General features: G+C 75.0%; 17 protein-coding genes. 6 read left to right on the top strand and 11 right to left on the bottom strand.

Features of this window, described 5'->3' with window-relative positions:
• Nucleotides 1-42 precede the first annotated feature (42 nt).
• Entirely contained in the window at nt 43-948 is a 906-nt protein-coding gene (locus QI554_RS16575) for a sigma-70 family RNA polymerase sigma factor (protein ID WP_281470760.1), read from the top strand.
• Between the two features lie 99 nt (nt 949-1,047).
• On the top strand, nt 1,048-1,560 hold the full coding sequence (locus QI554_RS16570; RefSeq protein ID WP_281470738.1) for a DUF6461 domain-containing protein: 513 nt from the start codon (nt 1,048-1,050) through the stop codon (nt 1,558-1,560).
• Between the two features lie 24 nt (nt 1,561-1,584).
• On the opposite strand, the gene QI554_RS16565 is transcribed toward QI554_RS16570, so the two are convergent.
• The 3 genes from QI554_RS16565 to QI554_RS16555 all read right to left on the bottom strand — a co-directional run bounded on the left by QI554_RS16565 (nt 1,585) and on the right by QI554_RS16555 (nt 3,625).
• On the bottom strand, nt 1,585-2,325 hold the full coding sequence (locus tag QI554_RS16565; RefSeq protein WP_281470737.1) for a PP2C family protein-serine/threonine phosphatase: 741 nt from the start codon (nt 2,323-2,325) through the stop codon (nt 1,585-1,587).
• Between the two features lie 251 nt (nt 2,326-2,576).
• Complete coding sequence (locus QI554_RS16560; RefSeq protein ID WP_281470736.1) at nt 2,577-3,119, bottom strand: methylated-DNA--[protein]-cysteine S-methyltransferase; 543 nt, start codon at nt 3,117-3,119, stop codon at nt 2,577-2,579.
• Nucleotides 3,120-3,181: 62 nt separating this feature from the next.
• Nucleotides 3,182-3,625: a GNAT family N-acetyltransferase gene (locus QI554_RS16555; protein WP_281470735.1), complete on the bottom strand. Its 444-nt coding sequence runs from the start codon at nt 3,623-3,625 to the stop codon at nt 3,182-3,184.
• Nucleotides 3,626-3,721: 96 nt separating this feature from the next.
• Between QI554_RS16555 and QI554_RS16550 the strand changes: the two genes are divergently transcribed.
• Nucleotides 3,722-4,957 (top strand): RNA-guided endonuclease InsQ/TnpB family protein, encoded by a 1,236-nt coding sequence (locus QI554_RS16550; RefSeq protein WP_281470734.1) that lies wholly within the window; start codon nt 3,722-3,724, stop codon nt 4,955-4,957.
• 121 nt (nt 4,958-5,078) lie between these two features.
• Here the strand turns inward: QI554_RS16550 and QI554_RS16545 are convergent, their stop codons facing one another.
• The gene (locus QI554_RS16545) at nt 5,079-5,897 is read right to left on the bottom strand and encodes a glycerophosphodiester phosphodiesterase (protein WP_281470733.1); all 819 of its coding nucleotides are present in this window, start codon (nt 5,895-5,897) and stop codon (nt 5,079-5,081) included.
• 326 nt (nt 5,898-6,223) lie between these two features.
• Here QI554_RS16545 and QI554_RS16540 point away from each other — a divergent pair, with 326 nt between their 5' ends.
• The 3 genes from QI554_RS16540 to QI554_RS16530 all read left to right on the top strand — a co-directional run bounded on the left by QI554_RS16540 (nt 6,224) and on the right by QI554_RS16530 (nt 9,108).
• Nucleotides 6,224-7,072 (top strand): SDR family oxidoreductase, encoded by an 849-nt coding sequence (locus tag QI554_RS16540; RefSeq protein WP_281470732.1) that lies wholly within the window; start codon nt 6,224-6,226, stop codon nt 7,070-7,072.
• Nucleotides 7,072-8,277: a sigma-70 family RNA polymerase sigma factor gene (locus QI554_RS16535; protein WP_281470731.1), complete on the top strand. Its 1,206-nt coding sequence runs from the start codon at nt 7,072-7,074 to the stop codon at nt 8,275-8,277. Before QI554_RS16540 ends, QI554_RS16535 begins: the two co-directional genes overlap by 1 nt.
• A gap of 105 nt (nt 8,278-8,382) precedes the next feature.
• Nucleotides 8,383-9,108 carry an SDR family NAD(P)-dependent oxidoreductase gene (locus tag QI554_RS16530; protein WP_281470730.1) on the top strand — a complete coding sequence of 242 codons (726 nt, stop codon included), beginning with the start codon at nt 8,383-8,385 and terminating at the stop codon, nt 9,106-9,108.
• 118 nt (nt 9,109-9,226) lie between these two features.
• Here QI554_RS16530 and QI554_RS16525 read toward each other — a convergent pair whose 3' ends face one another.
• The 7 genes from QI554_RS16525 to gap form a co-directional block, all read right to left on the bottom strand.
• A complete protein-coding gene (locus QI554_RS16525) occupies nt 9,227-10,270 on the bottom strand; it encodes an alpha/beta fold hydrolase (RefSeq protein ID WP_281470729.1) in 1,044 nt (347 codons plus the stop codon).
• A gap of 224 nt (nt 10,271-10,494) precedes the next feature.
• Nucleotides 10,495-12,762 (bottom strand): FUSC family protein, encoded by a 2,268-nt coding sequence (locus tag QI554_RS16520; RefSeq protein ID WP_281470728.1) that lies wholly within the window; start codon nt 12,760-12,762, stop codon nt 10,495-10,497.
• Between the two features lie 207 nt (nt 12,763-12,969).
• Complete coding sequence (locus tag QI554_RS16515) at nt 12,970-13,476, bottom strand: hypothetical protein (protein ID WP_281470727.1); 507 nt, start codon at nt 13,474-13,476, stop codon at nt 12,970-12,972.
• A gap of 395 nt (nt 13,477-13,871) precedes the next feature.
• Nucleotides 13,872-14,705: a TetR/AcrR family transcriptional regulator gene (locus tag QI554_RS16510; protein ID WP_281470726.1), complete on the bottom strand. Its 834-nt coding sequence runs from the start codon at nt 14,703-14,705 to the stop codon at nt 13,872-13,874.
• Between the two features lie 55 nt (nt 14,706-14,760).
• Nucleotides 14,761-15,528: a hypothetical protein gene (locus QI554_RS16505; RefSeq protein ID WP_281470725.1), complete on the bottom strand. Its 768-nt coding sequence runs from the start codon at nt 15,526-15,528 to the stop codon at nt 14,761-14,763.
• Nucleotides 15,525-16,064, bottom strand: coding sequence for a SigE family RNA polymerase sigma factor (locus QI554_RS16500; protein ID WP_281470724.1), 540 nt, complete (start codon nt 16,062-16,064; stop codon nt 15,525-15,527). The genes QI554_RS16505 and QI554_RS16500 overlap by 4 nt, the downstream gene beginning before the upstream one ends.
• A gap of 199 nt (nt 16,065-16,263) precedes the next feature.
• The gene (gap, locus tag QI554_RS16495) at nt 16,264-17,280 is read right to left on the bottom strand and encodes a type I glyceraldehyde-3-phosphate dehydrogenase (protein WP_281470723.1); all 1,017 of its coding nucleotides are present in this window, start codon (nt 17,278-17,280) and stop codon (nt 16,264-16,266) included.
• Between the last annotated feature and the right edge of the window lie 43 nt (nt 17,281-17,323).

Raw genomic sequence — 17,323 nt, 5'->3', positions numbered from 1 at the left:
ACCGCAGGAGAGAGCATGGACGCCAGGCAACCGCAGGCCGCGATGGAGGACTTCGACTTCCTCGCCGCCCGCTTCGAGGACAGCCGCCCGCACCTGCGCGCCGTGGCGTACCGCATGCTGGGCTCGCTGACGCAGGCCGACGAGGCCGTCCAGGACGCGTGGTTCCGGCTGCACGACACCCGCGCCGACGAGGTCGACAACCTCGTGGCGTGGCTGACCACGGTCGTGGCCCGGGTGTGCCTGGACCGGCTGCGCGCCCGCACCGCCCACGCGGCCGTCTGCGGGACGCGGCTGCCCGACCCGGTCGTGGACCCGGCCGACGGCGTCGAGCCCGAGCACGAGGCGCTGCTCGCCGACTCGGTCGGGCTCGCGCTGCTGGTGGTGCTCGACTCGCTGGCGCCCGCGGAGCGGCTGGCGTTCGTCCTGCACGACATGTTCGCCATGCCGCTCGACGAGGTCGCGGCCGTCGTCGACCGCAGCCCGGCCGAGGCCAGGCGGCTCGCCGCGTCCGCACGACGGCGCGTACAGGGCACCGCGGCCGCCGCCGAACCCGACGCCGCCGCGCAGCGGCCGGTCGTCGACGCGTTCCTGGCCGCGACCCGCGCGGGCGACTTCGCGGGACTGCTGGCCGTCCTACACCCGGGCGTGGTGCTACGCGCCGACTACGGCACGGTCCCGGTCGTCGGCGGCGCCACCCGGGAACTCCACGGCGCCGACGACGTCGCCGCCCAGGCCGTGACCTTCGCCCGCTTCGCCGGCTACGCCCAGCCCGCCCTCGTCAACGGCACCGCCGGCCTGGTCACCGCGCCGGACGGGCGGCCGATGGCGGTCATGGGCTTCACGATCACCGACGGCCGCATCACCGAGATCAACATCCTCGCCGACCCGGTCCGGCTGCGCGGCCTCGACCTCGACTTCCTCGACGGCGTCGACCACGGCGTGCGCTGACGACCGGTGTCCGACAGGGTGGTTAGGCTCCCGCCCGCACCGACACACCGGGGCGGGGCACACCCGCGCTGCGCCCCGTCGACACCACGGGGGGCGCACATGATCGGCGACGGATTCCGGTGGCTGGCCGAGCCCACGCACTTCCCGGACGGCTTCTGCGCGACCTTCGCACGAGGCCTGTCCCCGGAGGAACTCCTGGACCGCCTGGCCTGCGCCCCGGAGCACACCGCCGTCCTGGACGCGATGGACGCCGAAGACCTGCGCGGCGACCTGTCCTCCGGCGAGGACGAGGACACCGTCATCACGATCCTCCGCGCCGGATCCCGCGGCGACTGGGCGTACGCGCTCGAAGAGGTGAGCCTGTACGCCTCCGAACCCGACGTCCTGGCACGGGTGTCGGCCGGCACCGAGGTCGCCGGCCTGTTCCGCAGCGCCGTCCGCGGAGTGACCTGGTTCTCCCTGTGGCGCGACGGCCGACGCATCGACGACCGCCAGGTGTGGGCCCCCGACGACCTGGCCGCCCTGGAGACCGAACTCGGCATCGACGCACCGATCCTGGAACTCCTCAGCCCCACGTCCGAGTTGCTCACCGGCTTCGCCCGCTGGCTCTGATCGACGCCCGCGAACGCCACCGCGTCAGCCGGTCAGGACCAGCAGCGCCGTGACGTTGTCGGCGCCGCCGGCGGACAGGGCGTGGGCGACGAGGGCGCGGGCTTCGGTGAGTGCGGGTGTGGAGCCTGTGGGGGCTCGGAGGACGGCGGCGCGGAGGGCGTCGGGGGTGGGGAGGTAGCGCCACAGGCCGTCGGTGCAGAGCAGGAGCCTGCCCGGGGTCGGGGTGGTCTGGGGCGTGTCGGGGGCGGGGGGTGGGCGGTAGCCGCGGACGTGGGCGGTCGGGGGTGGGGCGTCGGCGCCCAGCCAGGCGGTGAGGGCGTCGTCGGCCGCGGTGTCGTCCTCGGTGAGGCACATGCCGATGCCGGTGTCGGGCAGCCAGTACGCGCGGGTGTCGCCGACCCAGCCGCACCACACGCCGTCCGGGCCCGCGACGGCGGCGGTGAACGTGCAGGCGGGGGCGATGCCGAGGTCGGATTCGGGTGTCGGGTCGGGCGGGGGTGGGGACGCCTGACGGCTGGAGGCGAGGGCCGTGACGGCGTGGCCGGCGCGTACGACGGCCTCCTGCAGGGCGAGTTCGGGGATCGTTCCGTCGGCGAGCGCTTGTGCGAGGGCTCGGCAGCCGACGTCGGCGGCGACCTGGGCGGCGCGCTCGGGGCGGGCGGAGAGCGACACGCCGTCGCACACCACGCCGATCGTCCACGGGCCGACCGTTGCCAGTGCGACGGCGTCGGCGTTGACGGTGCGGCGCGAGCCGCGGTCGCTCACGGCGGCGCCTTTGCCTGTGGCCGTGGGTTGTGCGGTTGCCGTGTGCCCCGGTTCGGGCCCGCCCGTTGTCAGTTCCACCCGGGCCCGGTACCGCGGTTGTTCGGTGCCGCAGTCCCAGCACCAGCCGTCCGGGCCCACCGCCGTCGCGCCGCAGGAGGCGCATGTCGCGGCGGGGTCGCGCGCTATGCGTATGTCCATGTGCGGCGCATCCTCGCACAGGCGGCGGGGCGTTCGCGCTGGTCGAACCAGGGTCAGACGAGTGTCGGTTGGAGGACGCCTTCCAGGGTGAGCAGCTGCCGCTTGGCCTCCAGTCCGCCGGCGTAGCCCTTGAGGGTGCCGTCGGCGCCGATGACGCGGTGGCAGGGGCGGACGACGAGCAGCGGGTTGGCGCCGATCGCGGCGCCGAGGGCGCGGATGTCCTCGCGGGGGACGCCGAGTTCCTCGGCGAGGCGGCCGTAGGTGGTGGTCGTGCCGTACGGGATGCGGTCGACGGCGTCCCACACGCGCTGCTGGAACACGGTGCCGGACGCGGCGAACGGGAGGTCGAAGTCCCGCAGCCGGCCGTCGAAGTAGGCGTCGAGCTGCCGGGCCGCGTCGGCGAAGGCGTCGGGGTCGCGGCGCCAGTCGGGGCGGACGGCGGGGATGCGCCGCTGGCCGGGCAGGGACAGCGAGGTGAGGGTCAGGCCGGCGTGGGGGGATTCCTCGCCGACGAGGAGGAGTTCGCCGAGCGGGCCGGGGAGGGTCGTGTAGACGGTCGCGGCGGTCCGCTCGGTGCTGTGCACGGTGCTTTCCATGCCTCCACCCTCGCCGATGGGCGCCCGCGTGACCGGCGGTTTTCGGACCAGGCGCTCGGAGGTCAGGCGGACGGTGTGCGCAGCATGTACACGTCGACGGCGTCCTCGGTGTCGACGGTGAACCCGTGCCGTTCGTACAGCCGCCGCGCCGGGCTGCCCTGGAGGACCTGGAGCCGGACGGGGACCCGGTCGCGGTCGCAGGGCGCGAGCACGTGCCGGAGGACGGCGGTGCCGATGCCGGCGCCCTGGTGGGCCGGGTCGAGGTAGAAGTGCTCGAGCCAGTGCGCGTCGTCGGCGGGGCGCAGGGCGACGCTGCCGGCGAACGCGCCGCGGACCTCGACGACCCAGGTGTGGCCCGGGGTGAAGCCGTCGCGGAACCGCTGCCGCACGCGGTGCGGGTCGTAGCGTCCGAGGCGTTCCAGGTCGTCGCGCATGACGACGGCGCGCAGTTCGGCGATCGCCTCGACGTCGTGGCCCGAGGCCGGCCGTATCTCCCAGTCCGCCATGGTCGGCCACGCTATCGCGCCCGTCCCGCGGCCCGGCCGGTGCCCGGGTACGGCGGAGCGGCCGCCGGGACGCGGCCGCTCGCGTGGGTGGAGGAGATGTCGGTACGTGTGGCTAGGGTCGCGCGGGTGACGACAACGCGGGCTGCCGAGGAGGCGGCCGGGCATGCCCGATACACCTACCGGTTGCGCCTGTCGTCGGCCGCGCGGGTGGCTTTGCTCGCCGAGTGGTCACGCTGTCGGTGGGTGTGGAACGAGTGCGTCGCCCGGTCGAAGAGGGCCCACGCGGACAGGGAACGGATCGGTCCGGCGGCGTTGGACCGGATGCTGACGGACGCTCGGCGGGTAACGCCGTGGCTGCGCGAGGGCGGTTCGGTCCCGCAGCAGCAGGTGATCCGGGACTTCGGCCACGCTCGGGCCAAGGCGATCAAGGACATCCGCGACCGGCTGCCGATGCATCGGCGGGCGGGGATGCCCCGGTGGAAAAAGCGGAACGGGTCCGCGCCGACACTGAACTACACCCGACGCGGGTTTCGCCTCAAAGACGGGCGGCTGCACTTGGCAGGCGGCATCGTCGTGACCGTGGTGTGGTCACGGGCCCTCCGAGCGGACCCATCGAGCGTGCGCGTGTACCGCGACACGCTCGGGCACTGGTACGCATCGTTCGTGGTCTCCGCCCATGTCGAGCCGCTGCCACCGACGGGCCGGGCGCTCGGGGTCGACTGGGGCGTGCGCGAGACGGCGACCACCACCGACGAGGCGTACGACCTGCCGCACCCGGAGCACGGCCGCAAGACCGCCGTGCGACTTGCCCGCTACCAGCGGATGATGGCACGCCGCAGACCCCCGAAGGGCAAGGCGGGTTCGAGGGGCTACCAGCACGCGCGGCGCCAGGCCGCGAAGGTGCATGCGAAGGTGGCCCGGCAGCGCCAGGACACCGCGCGCAAGTGGGCGAAGCGCGTCGTGGCCGACCACGACGCCATCGCGGTCGAGGACTTCCGGCCCAGGTTCCTCGCCAGGACCACGATGGCGCGCAAGGCCGTCGACGCCGCTATCGGCGCGACCAAGCGGGCGTTGGTCGAGATGGGCCGCAAGCACGGACGTGCGGTGCACCTGATCGACCCCGCGCACACCACGACGGACTGCGCCATGTGCGGAGCGAGAGCCAAGCACGCACTCCCTCTTTCCGAACGCACCTACGCTTGCACCGCGTGTGGAGCCTCGTCCCCTCGGGACAAGAACTCCGCACGCGTGATGTTGATCCGGGCAGGTCTGAACCCGGCCGGCGTCGAGGGCAGAAGACCTGGCTGTCCGCCGGACAGCCAGGCAGCCTGAGCCGGGATTCCCCTCCCTTCGGGGAGAGGAGCAGTCAATTCAGGTTGACCAGGACACGCGCCGACGGGCGGCAGCGTACGAACGCCCGTCGGCGTCGCCACGGCCCGCGAGGGTGCGGCGGTCAGCGGCTGCCGCACTTGGCGCGGGACCACGCCACGTACTCGGCGACCTTGTCGGTGACGATGCCGTCGACGCCGACCTTCGCGAGGGACTCCCACGTCGCCGAGTCGTCCACGACCCACGCGTACACCTTCAGCCCGGCGGCCTGCCAGGCGCGGACCTTCTGTTCGTCGATCTGGCCGTGCTGCATGTTGAGGAAGTGCCCGCCCCAGCGCGCCGCGTCGGTCGGCGTGATGTCCTCGCCGGTGGTGAGGCCGACGGGGACCTGCGGGTCGGCGCGGTGCACCGCGTCCAGCGCCTCGGGCAGGAACGAGTGGACGATCACCTTCGCGCCCGCGCGCCGCAGCACCGACAGGAACGTCTGCACCTGCTCGGCCGTGGGCGTGGTCTTCAGCTCCACCAGGACGGTGACGTCGCGGCGCGCGGCCATTTCGAGGACGACGTCCAGGGTGGGGATGCGGCGGCCGCGGCCCGCGTCGAGCGCCCAGATCTGCGCGGCGGTCAGCGTGTTGACGCCGCCCGGCGTGCCGGTGGTGCGTTCGACGGTGTCGTCGTGGATGACGACGGGGACGCCGTCGCGCGTCCAGTGCACGTCGAGTTCGAGGTCGTCGGTGCCGGCGTCGATGGCGCGGGCGAACGCCGCGACGGTGTTCTCGGGTTCCTCGCTGTTCGCGCCGCGGTGCGCGGCGGCGAGCGGGAGCCGGCAGCCGGACGGCGCCGAACGCGGGTGCGGGCCGCCGGTGTCCGGGTCGCCGCCCGAACCACCGTGCAGGGACAGGCCGGCGGACGCGCCGCCCGCTGCCAGGACAAGCGAGACCACCGCGACTACGCGAACTCGGCGCCACCTCATGCGGTGAGGCTAGCGGTCACGATCACCCGCCGTGTGCGCGGATCGCGACGCGCCGCCCAACTCGCGTTCCACGGCCGGACCTGGGGGAACGGCGCGCCTGGAGGCGGGTGAAAGTGCGGCCAACGGAGAGAGAACGCACGGGGAGCCGGGTTCGGTTGCAGGGAATTTCCGGGACTTCGGAGAGATCTTTCGGCGCCGAGGACCGTGTGACCCAGGTCACAGGATCGTGCGACGGTTTCCGGACCTCGCGCAGGTCTAGATTCCGACAGCACCGACCAGCCCTCGCGGAGCCCGCCATGACCCTCCCGAACCCCGGCGACACGCCCAACCCCGTCCCGCTCGCCGTCGTCACCGGCGCCGGCCGCGGCTTCGGCCGAGCCGTCGCCCACGCGCTCACCGCCACCGGCACGCACGTGGTCGGCATCGCGCGCACCGCCGCCGACCTGCACTCCCTCCGCGACGAACTCGACGCGCGCCGCGAACGCGACGGGCACACCGGCGCCTTCACCCCGCTCCCCGGCGACGCCACCGACGAACACCTCGCCGCCGACGTCCTCACCCGCCACCGCCCCGCCCTCCTCGTCCTCAACGCCGGCGCCACCCCCCACCTGGCCCCGCTGCACGAGCACACCTGGGACACGTTCAGCCGCGCCTGGGACACCGACACCCGCCACGTCTTCACGTGGACCCGCGCCGCACTCCGCGCCCCGCTGGCCGCCGGAAGCCGCGTCGTCGTCATCTCCAGCGGCGCCGCGCTCTCCGGCTCCCCACTCAGCGGCGGCTACGCCGGCGCCAAGGCCACCGTCCGGTTCACCGCCGCCTACGCCGCCGCGGAAGCCGAACGCGCGGGCCTGGACCTGCGGTTCACCACCCTGTTCCCCCACCTCGCCCCCGGCGGCGGCGTCGGCGCCGCCGCGATCGCCGGCTACGCGGCACGCCACGGCCAGGACGCCGACACCTACACCGCCGGCCTCCAGCCCGTCCTGACCCCCGAACGCCTCGCCGCCGCCGTCCTCCACGCGGCCACCGACCCCACCCACACCGCCGGACTGCGCGAACACCTCGTCACCGGCGCCCCCGACACCCCCGGCACCCCCGACGACCTCGCCGGCACCGGCCTGCGCCCACTCGCCCGGACCGCCTGATGACCGCCCCCGACACGCACGCCGCGCGCGGCACCGACGAGACGACCGGACACGAGATGACCAGCGCGGACATGACCGGCGCAGAGACGACGAACGCAGACACGACGAACGCCGACACGACCGACGTCGAGACAGCCGGCGCCGACACCGTCGACAACGGCATCGCCGCCGACGACGCGCCCGGCACCGGCGCCGCCCCCGTCCCCCGCACCGTCGCAGACGCCGACTTCTCCACCCTCGCCGAGCCGTTCCGCCCCGAACTCCTCGCGCACTGCTACCGCATGCTCGGCTCCCTCCACGACGCCGAGGACCTCGTCCAGGAGACCTACCTGCGCGCGTGGCGCGGCTACGACCGCTTCGAGGGCCGCTCCTCCGTACGCCGCTGGCTCTACAAGATCGCCACCATGACGTGCCTGACCGCACTCGAGACCCGCACCCGCCGCCCGCTGCCGTCCGGACTCGGCGCCCCCTCCGACGACCACCGCGTCGCCGTCGCCGCCGACCGCCGCGACATCCCCTGGCTCCAGCCCGCCCCCGACGCCCTGTTCGCCCCCGCCCCCACCCCCGCCGACACCGCCTCGGGCGCCGCCGACCCGGGCGCGATCGTCGCCGGACGCACCGGCATACGCCTCGCCTTCATCGCCGCGCTCCAGCACCTCCCCGCCCGGCAGCGCGCCGTCCTCACCCTGCGCGACGTCCTCGCGTTCCGCACCGCCGAGACCGCCGAGATCCTCGGCATGACCCCCGCCGCCGTCGACAGCGCGCTGCGCCGCGCCCGCGCCCGCCTCGCCGACGCCGCCCCCGTCGAGGACGAGCAGGCCGAACCCGACGAGGCCACCCGCAGGCGCCTCCTCGACGCGTACGTCGACGCGTTCACCCGCGCCGACCCCGCCGCCCTCGTCGACCTGCTCCGCGCCGACGTCGAACTGGAGATGCCGCCCACCCCCACCTGGTTCACCGGACGCGACGCCGTCATCGGATTCCTCGCGAGCCGCGTCCTGCGCCCCGGCCTGTTCCGGCTCGTGCCCACGTCCGCGAACGGGCAGCCCGCGGCCGCCGCGTACCGGCGCACCCCTGACGGCGGCTACGACGCGTTCGACCTCCAGGTCCTCACCCTCCGCGGGCCGCGCATCGCCCGCGTCACCGCGTTCCTCGACCCGGGCCTCGTCCCCGCGTTCGGACTCGCGCCCACCCTCACCGCCTGACCCGACCCGCACACCGCACCCGTGCGGCACCGGCCCCGGCACACCGCCGGCCCGGGGCCGCGCCGTGCCCACGAACCCACCGCACAAGCGACAAAGGGAGAACCCGTGTTCGACATCACCGGCAAGACCGTCCTGATCACCGGCGCCAACCGCGGCATAGGCACCGGCCTCGTCGACGAGGCGCTGCGCCGCGGCGCGGCCCGCGTCTACGCCGGCACCCGCGGCGCGTTCACCCACCCGGACGAACGCGTCGTGCCGGTCACGCTCGACGTGACCGACCCGGCCCACGTCGACGCCGCCGCCGAGGCGATCACCGAACTCGACGTGCTCGTCAACAACGCCGGCATCGCGCTGTACGACGACCTCACCGACGCGGACGTCCTCGAACAGCACCTGGCCGTCAACCTGTTCGGCGTCCACCGCGTCACCCGCGCGTTCCTGCCGCACCTGACCCGGGCGGGCGGCGCGCTGGTGAACAACATCTCGCTGAGCGCGGTGGCGCCGCTGCCGATCGTCCCGTCCTACTCGGTGTCCAAGGCCGCCGCGCTGTCGCTGACGCAGTCGCTGCGGATGCTGCTCGCCGCGCAGGGCGTGAGCGTGCACGCCGTGCTGACCGGGCCCACCGACACCGACATGAACCGCGACTTCGACATCCCGAAGGCGACCGTCGAGTCGGTCGCGCGCGCCGTGTTCGACGGGGTCGAGAAGGGCGACGAGGACATCTTCCCCGACCCGGTCTCCGGCGGCATCGCGGACGCGTGGGGCAACGGCCCGACCAAGGCCCTCGAGCGCGAGTTCGCGGGAATGGTCGCGGCCGAGGCGGCGTCCTGACGGGCACGGACGAGTCGTGAGCGCGAGCCCGGTCCCGCTCCCCGGATACGGGAACGGGGCCGGGCCCGTGTGCCGTTCGCTCGGCCTGCGGCGTGGAACGGCCGTCTCCGGGACGGGATCAGTCCCCCGTGGCCGCCGAGGCGGCGGGTCCCGGTTCCGCCGCGCCCCCCGCCGCGGAACCGCGGCCCTCGGCGGTGAACTCGCGGATGGCGGCGGCCAGGCGCTCCGGCTGGTCGAGCGGGATCAGGGTCAGGCTGTCGTCGATCTCCACCAGGCGGCCCTGCGGCAGCAGTTCCGCGAGGCGGCGGCCGTGGGCGGGCGGCATGACGCGGTCCTCGGACGCCCACACCACCAGCGCGGGCCGTTCGTACGCGGGCAGCCGCTCGCCGGCGGCCGCGAGCGCGCGGGCGTCGGCACGGGCGGAGCGCAGCACGCGCACGGTGTCGCGGCGGATGTCGTTGCGCGTGTACGTGGGCCGCATCCACCGCGCGGTGGCGGCGTCCCCGCGCCGGGTCAGCCAGCCGAACGCGATCGGCAGCCGACGCACGAGGCGCAGCCGCATCTGCTGCATGAACGCGCCGAACAGGCGCGGCGAGAGCCGCCCGGTCAGGACGAGGGTCCGGCCGGTGAGGCCGGGCGGGTAGTTGTCGAACGCGTCGCAGGAGACCAGCACGACACGGGCGACGCGGTCCGTCCCGTGGCGCCCGTCCTCGCGCGTCGCGTCGCGCGCGGCGTCGTCGTCGTCGATGAGCAGTTGGACGAGGGCGCCGCCGGTGTCGTTGCCGACGAGCGTGACGTCGTCGAGGCCGAGCGTGTCGAGGAACTCGCCGACGAGGGCCGCGATGCGGGTGAGGGAGAGGTCGGCGTCGTCGCGCATGGCGTGCCGGTGGGCGCCGAGCGGGAGGGTCGGGACGACGCAGCGGTGGTCGGCGGCCAGGTCGGCGACGCAGGCGTCCCAGAGCGAGCCGTCGCCCATCAGTCCGTGCAGGAGGACCAGCGTGGGGCCGGTCGCGGAACCGGCGGTGGTGTAGGCGAGGGGGCCGGCCGACAGTTCGACGGTGTCGGCCGTGCCGGCGTCGGCGTCGGGTCCGAAGCCGGGTCCCACGTCCCGGCCGGGGTCGGCGTGGTGGTCGGTGGCGGCGGTGCGGGAGGGCGTGTCCATGGCGTGGTTCCGTTCCCTGGAAGGTGCGGTGCCGTGACGACGTGCCGGGCCGGAGGCGCCTCCGCGCGGCCGACCCACCCCAAAAGTGAACCACGTGGTTCGCACATTGTCCCAGCCGCCCCCACCCCGAACACACCCGCGGGACCCGGACGACCGCAGCCCGCACCCTGCACCCCGCGCCCGTCACACGGCGCGGGGACGCCTGTCAGGCCACCTGGGCGGCGTCAGCGACGCTGCTCCTTCGGCCGTACATGTCCGAGATCGCGGGCCACCGAGTCCAGCCAGGCTTCGAGGTCGACGAGCAACGGCAGCGACCGCCCGTCGGCTCGCACCGCCCCTCGGCCGTCGGACACCGGCATCAGCCGCGCCGGGGCGGGCGCCGCGGCCGGCGGCACGTCCCCGGCGGCCATGTCGTCCGCGAGTCGGCCGCAGGTCCGGGCCAACGCCGCCGCCAGGGACCGTGCCCGGGCGACGGCCGCGGGGTCGAGGGGCGACGGCGGCCGGTCGTGGCCGACGACCAGCTCCTGCGCGCCCAGCAGCGCGTGATGCGCCGCGATGAGCGCGGCCTGCCAGTCGACCCGGCCGGCCAGGGAACCGCCCTGCTCGCTCTGGTACTGGGCGAACGAGGAGTCGGCCAAGTACAGGGCGTGCCGTGCCGCCGCGACCGCCGGCGGGACCCACTGGTCCGGCGGCGGCTCGGGCACCGGAACAGGCGACGGCGCAGACGACGGCGCATGGGGCGGCGCGGGGGACGGCGCGGGGGACGGCACGGGGGACGGCACGGCGTCCCGGCCCGGGCTCCCGGCTCCGGCCGACGTCACGAGGGTCGCGGTGGCCTCGTCGATCGTCGGACCGAGCGTACGCATCAGGTGCGCGATGGCCCGCCTCACCTCCGAGCCCGCACCGCGGGGCCACGCGAGCAGCCCGCACGCCAGCCCGATCACACACCCCGCGGCCACGTCGAGCATCCGGGACTGCGCCAAGTGCCAGTCGGACGGCGCCAGCTGCGCGAACGCCGAGGCCACGATCAGGGTGAACAGCCCCTGCGCCCAGGCGATGCCGAGCATCGGGCCCACGCTGAAGGTGACGAACATCGCGGGAGCCAGCATCGCGGCATAGGCGTCGGTCTGCGTACCGAATCCGAACAGCAGCCCGGCCGCCGCCAGCGCCCCCGCGAACGTCCCGACCAGGGCCGAACGCACGCTGCGCCACGTGCCCATGACGTTCGTGCGCGTCAGCGTCAGCACCGCCAGCAGCACCCAGAATCCGTGCGCCAGGTCCAGGACGTCGGCGGCGAGCCTGGCGACGCTCAGCCCGACCGTGATCCGCACGGCGTTCTGGAAGTGCACGGAGCGCGGTGTCAGGTGCCCGCTGACACGGTGCCAGTACAGCGCCGCGGTGGGGCGGCGGACGTACCAGAACAGCGACTCCGGGTGCAGCGGCGACGCCGTGCGGCCGTCGATGCCCACCCGTACGGCCGACTTGAGGATCAGCGCGGGCACCGAGGCGGCCAGCACCTCGGACTGCCGCCGCAGCGTCGCGAGCGAAGGCAGCGACTCGGGACGCTCACGCGCCTCCGCCAGGCGCACGGCCTGGAAGTCGCGGATCGCCTCGTCCATGCGGGTCGCCGGGGGCGCCGGTCCGCCCGACAACGCTCGACTGCTGTCCCGGCACGCGTCGGCGACGCGCCCGAGCAGCGCGGCCGACGCCGGATCGGCGGCAACCGCGGGCCGGCCGCTGAGCGCCTGCAGCTGCGCGAGAAGTTGACGCGTCGCGCTCCCCGCCTGGTTGAGCGCGCGATCGGTACGGCCCGCACCGGCCGGCCGCTCGGCGGGCGGCAGCCGCGACGGGCGCAGCCGCTCCCCGTAGGCGCTCGGCTCCACGGCCGCGTACGCGGGGCCCCCGGGGGCCGCCTCTGCCAGGCGCGCGGCGAGCCGGCCCGCGGCGTCGACGGCGTCGGCCAGCACACGGCGGTACGGTGCCGCACGCGGCTCCGGCCACACCAGTGCCTCGGCCGCCGCAAGCGCGCCCATCCCCAGCCCCGCCCCGATCAGGCGCGGCACCAGCTCGCCAGGCGCGTACGGCGGGAACGACGGGAGGATGTAGAGCAGTTGCAGTCCCTGCGCCGCGCCGGCCGGCCGCGGGCCGGCGACGGCGGCGAACGCCAGGCAGAAGCCCACGACGGCCATGCCGGCCACCGCCGTGGCGGTGGCCACCGCGAACGCGGTGCCTACAGCGACCAGCCCCAGACCGATCGGCAGCGCGACCGCGATGGCCGCCGCACGTTGGATTCCCGAGCCCGGGATCTGCGACAGCGCGCCCAACGCGACGGCGCCGAACAACGCGTAGACCGCCATCACGGGCTGGTCCAGTGCGTACCGGCACAGGTAGAACCCGAACGAGGCCGCGAGCGTGATGCGCAGCGCCCGCCGCACGACCGCCCGACGGTCCAGGGCGGGCCCGGTCGCCGGAGGCGTCCCGCGCTCGGCCACCCTGTCCGTCGATCCCGGCGGCACCGAACGACGCCGACGGGCGGAACCTGGCATGGAGACCCGCCCTCGCTCGCGTCGGCCGCAGGGCCCTGCCGCCCTCGCCTCCATTCTCGGAGACCCCTGAACACCCCGCAGCTCCGGCAGCCGGCCCACCGCCGCCTCGCCGGTCGCCCGCGCCCGGAAGTCCCGCCCTCCCCGTCGCCGGGTCTATCCGGGGTCGGACGAGGTCTGCACGCACTCCGACGTGGACTCCAGCCGAAGGACGTTGTCGACGTACGAGACGGTCATGGACCCTCCCCTGTCCCCCATGGCGCCGACGGACCAGACGCCGGGGCGGCCCCATACCGTGCGGCCCTTCTTCCGCCAGTACGCCAGGACTTTCTCCAGTGTGGCGTCCGGGTCGGAGGTGATCACGCGGACCGCGTAGCTGTACTTGAACTCATGCTGGATCGGGGCCAGTTCGTTCGAACACGCGTCCCACGTCGTGGTCACGGCCGGGCCGGCGGCGGCGTCCGGCCCGAGCGCGGCCAGCACGACGGCGACGTCGTGCCGGGTCTCGCGCTCGACACCGGCCGGGTCTCGGCCGCGGAACGCGAGGTAGCCCGCAACCAGCATGCCCGCGCACAGCGCGAGGAAGAGTCCCCCGGCGACGGCTCCGACGACCCGCCCCCAGCGCGGGCGACCCGAGTCCGGTGCCGGCTGCCACAGCGGCACACCTTGCCGTTCTCCTGCCTGTGGCCACCACGGGCCGGGAGGGGGATGTCCGGGTGGCAGGGCGCCCGCCACCCATGCGGTCTGTTCCGCGGGGCGTTCCGGTACCGGGGGCTGCGAGCCCCCGGGCCGGCCGTCATACTCTCGTGCGCCGTCCACGGACGGCGGCGAGTGCCGCGAACGCCAGTTCTGCTTCTCCATGCCGCCATCGTGCGGGCGGCGACGTAGCCGACACACGCGTTCGGGTACTCAGTCCTGCCGGTTCGGCATGCTCATCCGCGCCGGCGCCCCGCCCAGGGATGGCCTTCGGGCATGCCCGGGTGGGGACCCCGACACGAGCCGTCCACGCACCCGGCACAGCCCGGCGTGCGCCACCCTCGAACTCCCGGCAGGTGGCCCTACTCCCCCGCGGCCTCCTCGCGATCGAGGGCGCGGGCCAGGGCTTCCAGACCGGCGGCGGCGCCGTCGAGGGCGTTGCGGGTGCGGGCGTCGATCAGGAAGCCGCGCAGCGCGCCCAGGATCAGGTGGGCGACCTCGTGCTTGCGGCGGTCCGTCCACTGGGGCGGGCACAGGCCGATGAGGGCAGGCAAATACTGGTGGGTCGCGCCGGAGGCCAACTCGCCGTGGCGGGCCGGGTCGTACATCGCCAGGCCGATCGCCTGGTCGAGCACCCTCGCCTGTTCGGCCACGACGACGGGCCACATCGCCCGGACCCGGTCCGACAACGTCCCCTCCAGGGGCGCGGATCCCGCGGTCGGAGCACCCTCGGGGGCGGGGACGTCCGGGCGGGGGACGCCCGCCGCGGACATGCTCTCGTCGATGCGTCGCTCGCGCAGTCGGACGACTGCCTGCCGCAGGAGGTCGTCCGCGCTCGCGAAGTGGTACAGCAGCACCTTGTGGGTGGTCCCGGCGGCCCGTGCGGCGCGGCGCAGCGAGAAGTCGACCATGCCGTGCGCGGCCAGGTCGGCGGTGACGAGCTCGAGGAGTTCGCGCCGCCGGGCCTCGCCGCGCGGCGAGCCGGCGGAACGGCGGTAGCCGGCGGGGGGATCGGCGGAGGGCGCGGCGACGGGGGCGGCACGGCCACCTGGGCCCGTGCCCGCTGTGTCGCCACCCGCTGTGTCGCCGGGTGCCGGGTCGCCGCTCGCCGTGCGGCCGGGTGCCGGCTCGTCAGGTGCCGGGGCGGGGGTTCCGCCCGGGTGGTCCGGTGGGTCGTCCTGCGTCGTGGTGTTCACGTTGCACAGCTTCCCCGGTCGGCGCGGGCTCGTGCACGTCGGACGGGGGGCGCGGTCAGCTCGGCAGCCAGGGGCCGATCCCGTGCTGTCCCTGGGGCAGCTGGGCCTGGACGCGCCCGTCGGTGAACATGTTGTAGCAGTCGCCGTCCAGCACGGCGACCGCCTCGTTCCCGGCGGCGTTGCGGAAGAACAGCACCGGCCTCGGCGCCAGCATGGAGCACCGGCCCCCCGTCGGTGTGTAGGCCGTGGTCGGGACGGCGTTGATGTTGGCGGCGATGCGGTCGGCGTCGGCGCCGGTGTAGACGGTGCCGGTGATCGTGGGGTTGACGGGGTTCTGGGACGGGTCGTGCGTCGCGTTGTACACGCACAGCAGCACGGTCCCGGGGTGCGGGGGCAGCATCGGGCCGTCGGTGACGCCCGGGCTCGCGGGCTGCGGGTGCCCGACGGGGCACTCCGTCACGGCCGTTCCGCGCGGGGCCGACATGGGCGCGGTGGCCGGCAGCGGGCCCTGCGTGCCGACGGGGTCCGCGGCGACGGTTCGCGCGGGGGTGTCGGCGCGCCAGCCGAGCGGGTCCGCGACGCCGGCCACGGCGATGGCGCACGCGGCGGCGACGGCCATGGCCGTTCCCGTGCGGAGGCGCCGGCGGCGGGCGCGGGCGCCCTCGGCGACCCGCGCGTACAGGTCGGGCGCGGCGGTGACGTGGGCGACTCCGGCGCGGAGTCCGGCGCTCAGCAGTTCGGTGTCGACGGGTGTCGTGTCCGTGTCGGCGCCCGGTGCGGTGTCCCGTGCGGGCGGGTCGTCGTGTTCGTGTCGTGCGGTCATGCCTCCACCCTTCCGTGCGAAGTGGCCGCGTCCCGCAGGGCGGGCAGTGCGCGCAGGGTCTTGAGTGCCTTGTGGGTCTGGCTCTTGATCGTCCCGACGCCGCAGCCGAGGGCGTCCGCGCAGTCGGCTTCGCTCAGGTCGGCGTAGAAGCGCAGGACGACCACGGCCCGCTGCCGGGGCGGCAGGCCGCGTAACGCCGCGATGAGGACGTCGGAGGTGTCGACGGCGGCGAACGGGTCGCCGGCGGCGGGGCGGGCGAGCAGCCCCGCGTCCGCGCCGAGGTCCGTGGGGTGCTCGCGGTGCCACAGGCGGCGCCGCCAGTTGAGGAACGTGCTGGTGAGCACGCGGCGCACGTACGCGTCGACGTTGTCGCCGCGGCTCACCCGCGTCCACTTGGGCCACACGCGCACGAGCGCGGCCTGGACGAGGTCCTCCGCGTGGTGCCGGTCTCCGGTGAGCAGGACGCCGATGCGCACGAGGTGGTCGCGGCGCGCGGCGATGTACTCCTGGAATCCCGGCGGGTCGTGTGCGGCCATGGACGGCGCCCCCTGGGTCTGCGGTGTCTGTCACCGGCTGAACAGCTCGGGTGGGCGGCGGGGTTGCCCTGGTGGGCACGATCTCACGGAACGCGCGCGGCCCCGCTCCCGGGACGGGGTGTCCGGGTGCGGGGCCGCGGGACGGTCGGTGCGGCGGGTCCGGCATCGCCGCCCGGCGGGTGCCGGGCCTGTGCGCCGGCTAGCCGGCGCGTCCCATCATCAGGGCGAGGTCGAGGAGCCGGTTGGAGTAGCCCCACTCGTTGTCGTACCAGCCGACGACCTTGAGCTGGGGGCCGGTGATGCGGGTGAGTTCGGCGTCGAAGACGCACGAGGCGGGGTCGCCGACGATGTCGGTGCTGACGATCGGGGCCTCGGTGTAGGAGAGCAGGCCCTTGTACGGTCCCGCGGCGGCCTTCGCGTACGCCTCGCGGACCTCCTCGACGGTGGTGGGCCGCGTGGTGGTGACGGTGAGGTCGGTGACGGAGCCGGTGGCGACCGGCACGCGGAGCGCGAACGCGTCGAGACGGCCGTCGAGTTCGGGCAGGACGCGGCCGATGGCGCGGGCGGCGCCGCTGGAGGTCGGCACGATGTTGAGGCCGGCGGCGCGGGCGCGGCGCAGGTCGCCGTGCGGGGCGTCGTGGAGGTTCTGGTCCTGGGTGTAGGCGTGGACGGTGGTCATCAGGCCGGACTCGATGCCGACGGCGTCGTGCAGCACCTTGGCGAGCACGGCGAGGCAGTTGGTGGTGCAGGAGCCGTTGGAGACGACGGTGTGCCGGTCGGGGTCGTAGGTGTGGTCGTTGACGCCGAGGACGAGGGTGGCGTCCTCGCCGGTGGCGGGCGCGCCGATGATCACCTTGCGCGCGCCGGCGGCGACGTGGGCGCGGGCCTGCTCGCCGCGGGTGAACACGCCGGTGGACTCGAGGACGACGTCGACGCCCAGGTCGCCCCACGGGAGTTGCGCGGGGTCGCGTTCGGCGAGGACGGCCAGGCTGCGGTCGCCGACGCGGATGGCGCCGGGCTCGGCGACGACGGGGTCGGCGAGGCGGCCGTTGACGGAGTCGTAGGCGAGCAGGTGCGCCATCGTGGGCACGTCGCCGAGGTCGTTGACGGCGACGATCTCGAGCTCGCCGGCGAGTTCGGCGCCGCGCGCGGCGGCGGCGCGGAAGACGGTGCGGCCGATCCGGCCGAAGCCGTTGATGCCGATGCGGACGGTCACGGGAGGTCCCTTTCTGCGGGCGTGGCGGGGCCGCCGGCGCGGA

The sequence above is a fragment of the Yinghuangia seranimata genome (assembly GCF_029953285.1).
In the GTDB taxonomy this organism is placed as follows: Bacteria; Actinomycetota; Actinomycetes; order Streptomycetales; family Streptomycetaceae; genus Yinghuangia; species Yinghuangia seranimata.
Note: the sequence above shows the minus strand (reverse complement) of the source record. Positions and strands in the feature narration are given on the sequence as shown.

Excerpts from the sequence above, each read along its gene's own strand:
- QI554_RS16575 (WP_281470760.1), top strand. The coding sequence starts at position 43 with ATGGAGGACTTCGACTTCCTCGCCGCCCGCTTCGAGGACAGCCGCCCG.
- QI554_RS16570 (WP_281470738.1), top strand. The coding sequence starts at position 1,048 with ATGATCGGCGACGGATTCCGGTGGCTGGCCGAGCCCACGCACTTCCCG.
- QI554_RS16560 (WP_281470736.1), bottom strand. The coding sequence starts at position 3,119 with ATGGAAAGCACCGTGCACAGCACCGAGCGGACCGCCGCGACCGTCTAC.
- QI554_RS16555 (WP_281470735.1), bottom strand. The coding sequence starts at position 3,625 with ATGGCGGACTGGGAGATACGGCCGGCCTCGGGCCACGACGTCGAGGCG.
- QI554_RS16550 (WP_281470734.1), top strand. The coding sequence starts at position 3,722 with ATGTCGGTACGTGTGGCTAGGGTCGCGCGGGTGACGACAACGCGGGCT.
- QI554_RS16540 (WP_281470732.1), top strand. The coding sequence starts at position 6,224 with ATGACCCTCCCGAACCCCGGCGACACGCCCAACCCCGTCCCGCTCGCC.
- QI554_RS16535 (WP_281470731.1), top strand. The coding sequence starts at position 7,072 with ATGACCGCCCCCGACACGCACGCCGCGCGCGGCACCGACGAGACGACC.
- QI554_RS16525 (WP_281470729.1), bottom strand. The coding sequence starts at position 10,270 with ATGGACACGCCCTCCCGCACCGCCGCCACCGACCACCACGCCGACCCC.
- QI554_RS16505 (WP_281470725.1), bottom strand. The coding sequence starts at position 15,528 with ATGACCGCACGACACGAACACGACGACCCGCCCGCACGGGACACCGCA.
- QI554_RS16500 (WP_281470724.1), bottom strand. The coding sequence starts at position 16,064 with ATGGCCGCACACGACCCGCCGGGATTCCAGGAGTACATCGCCGCGCGC.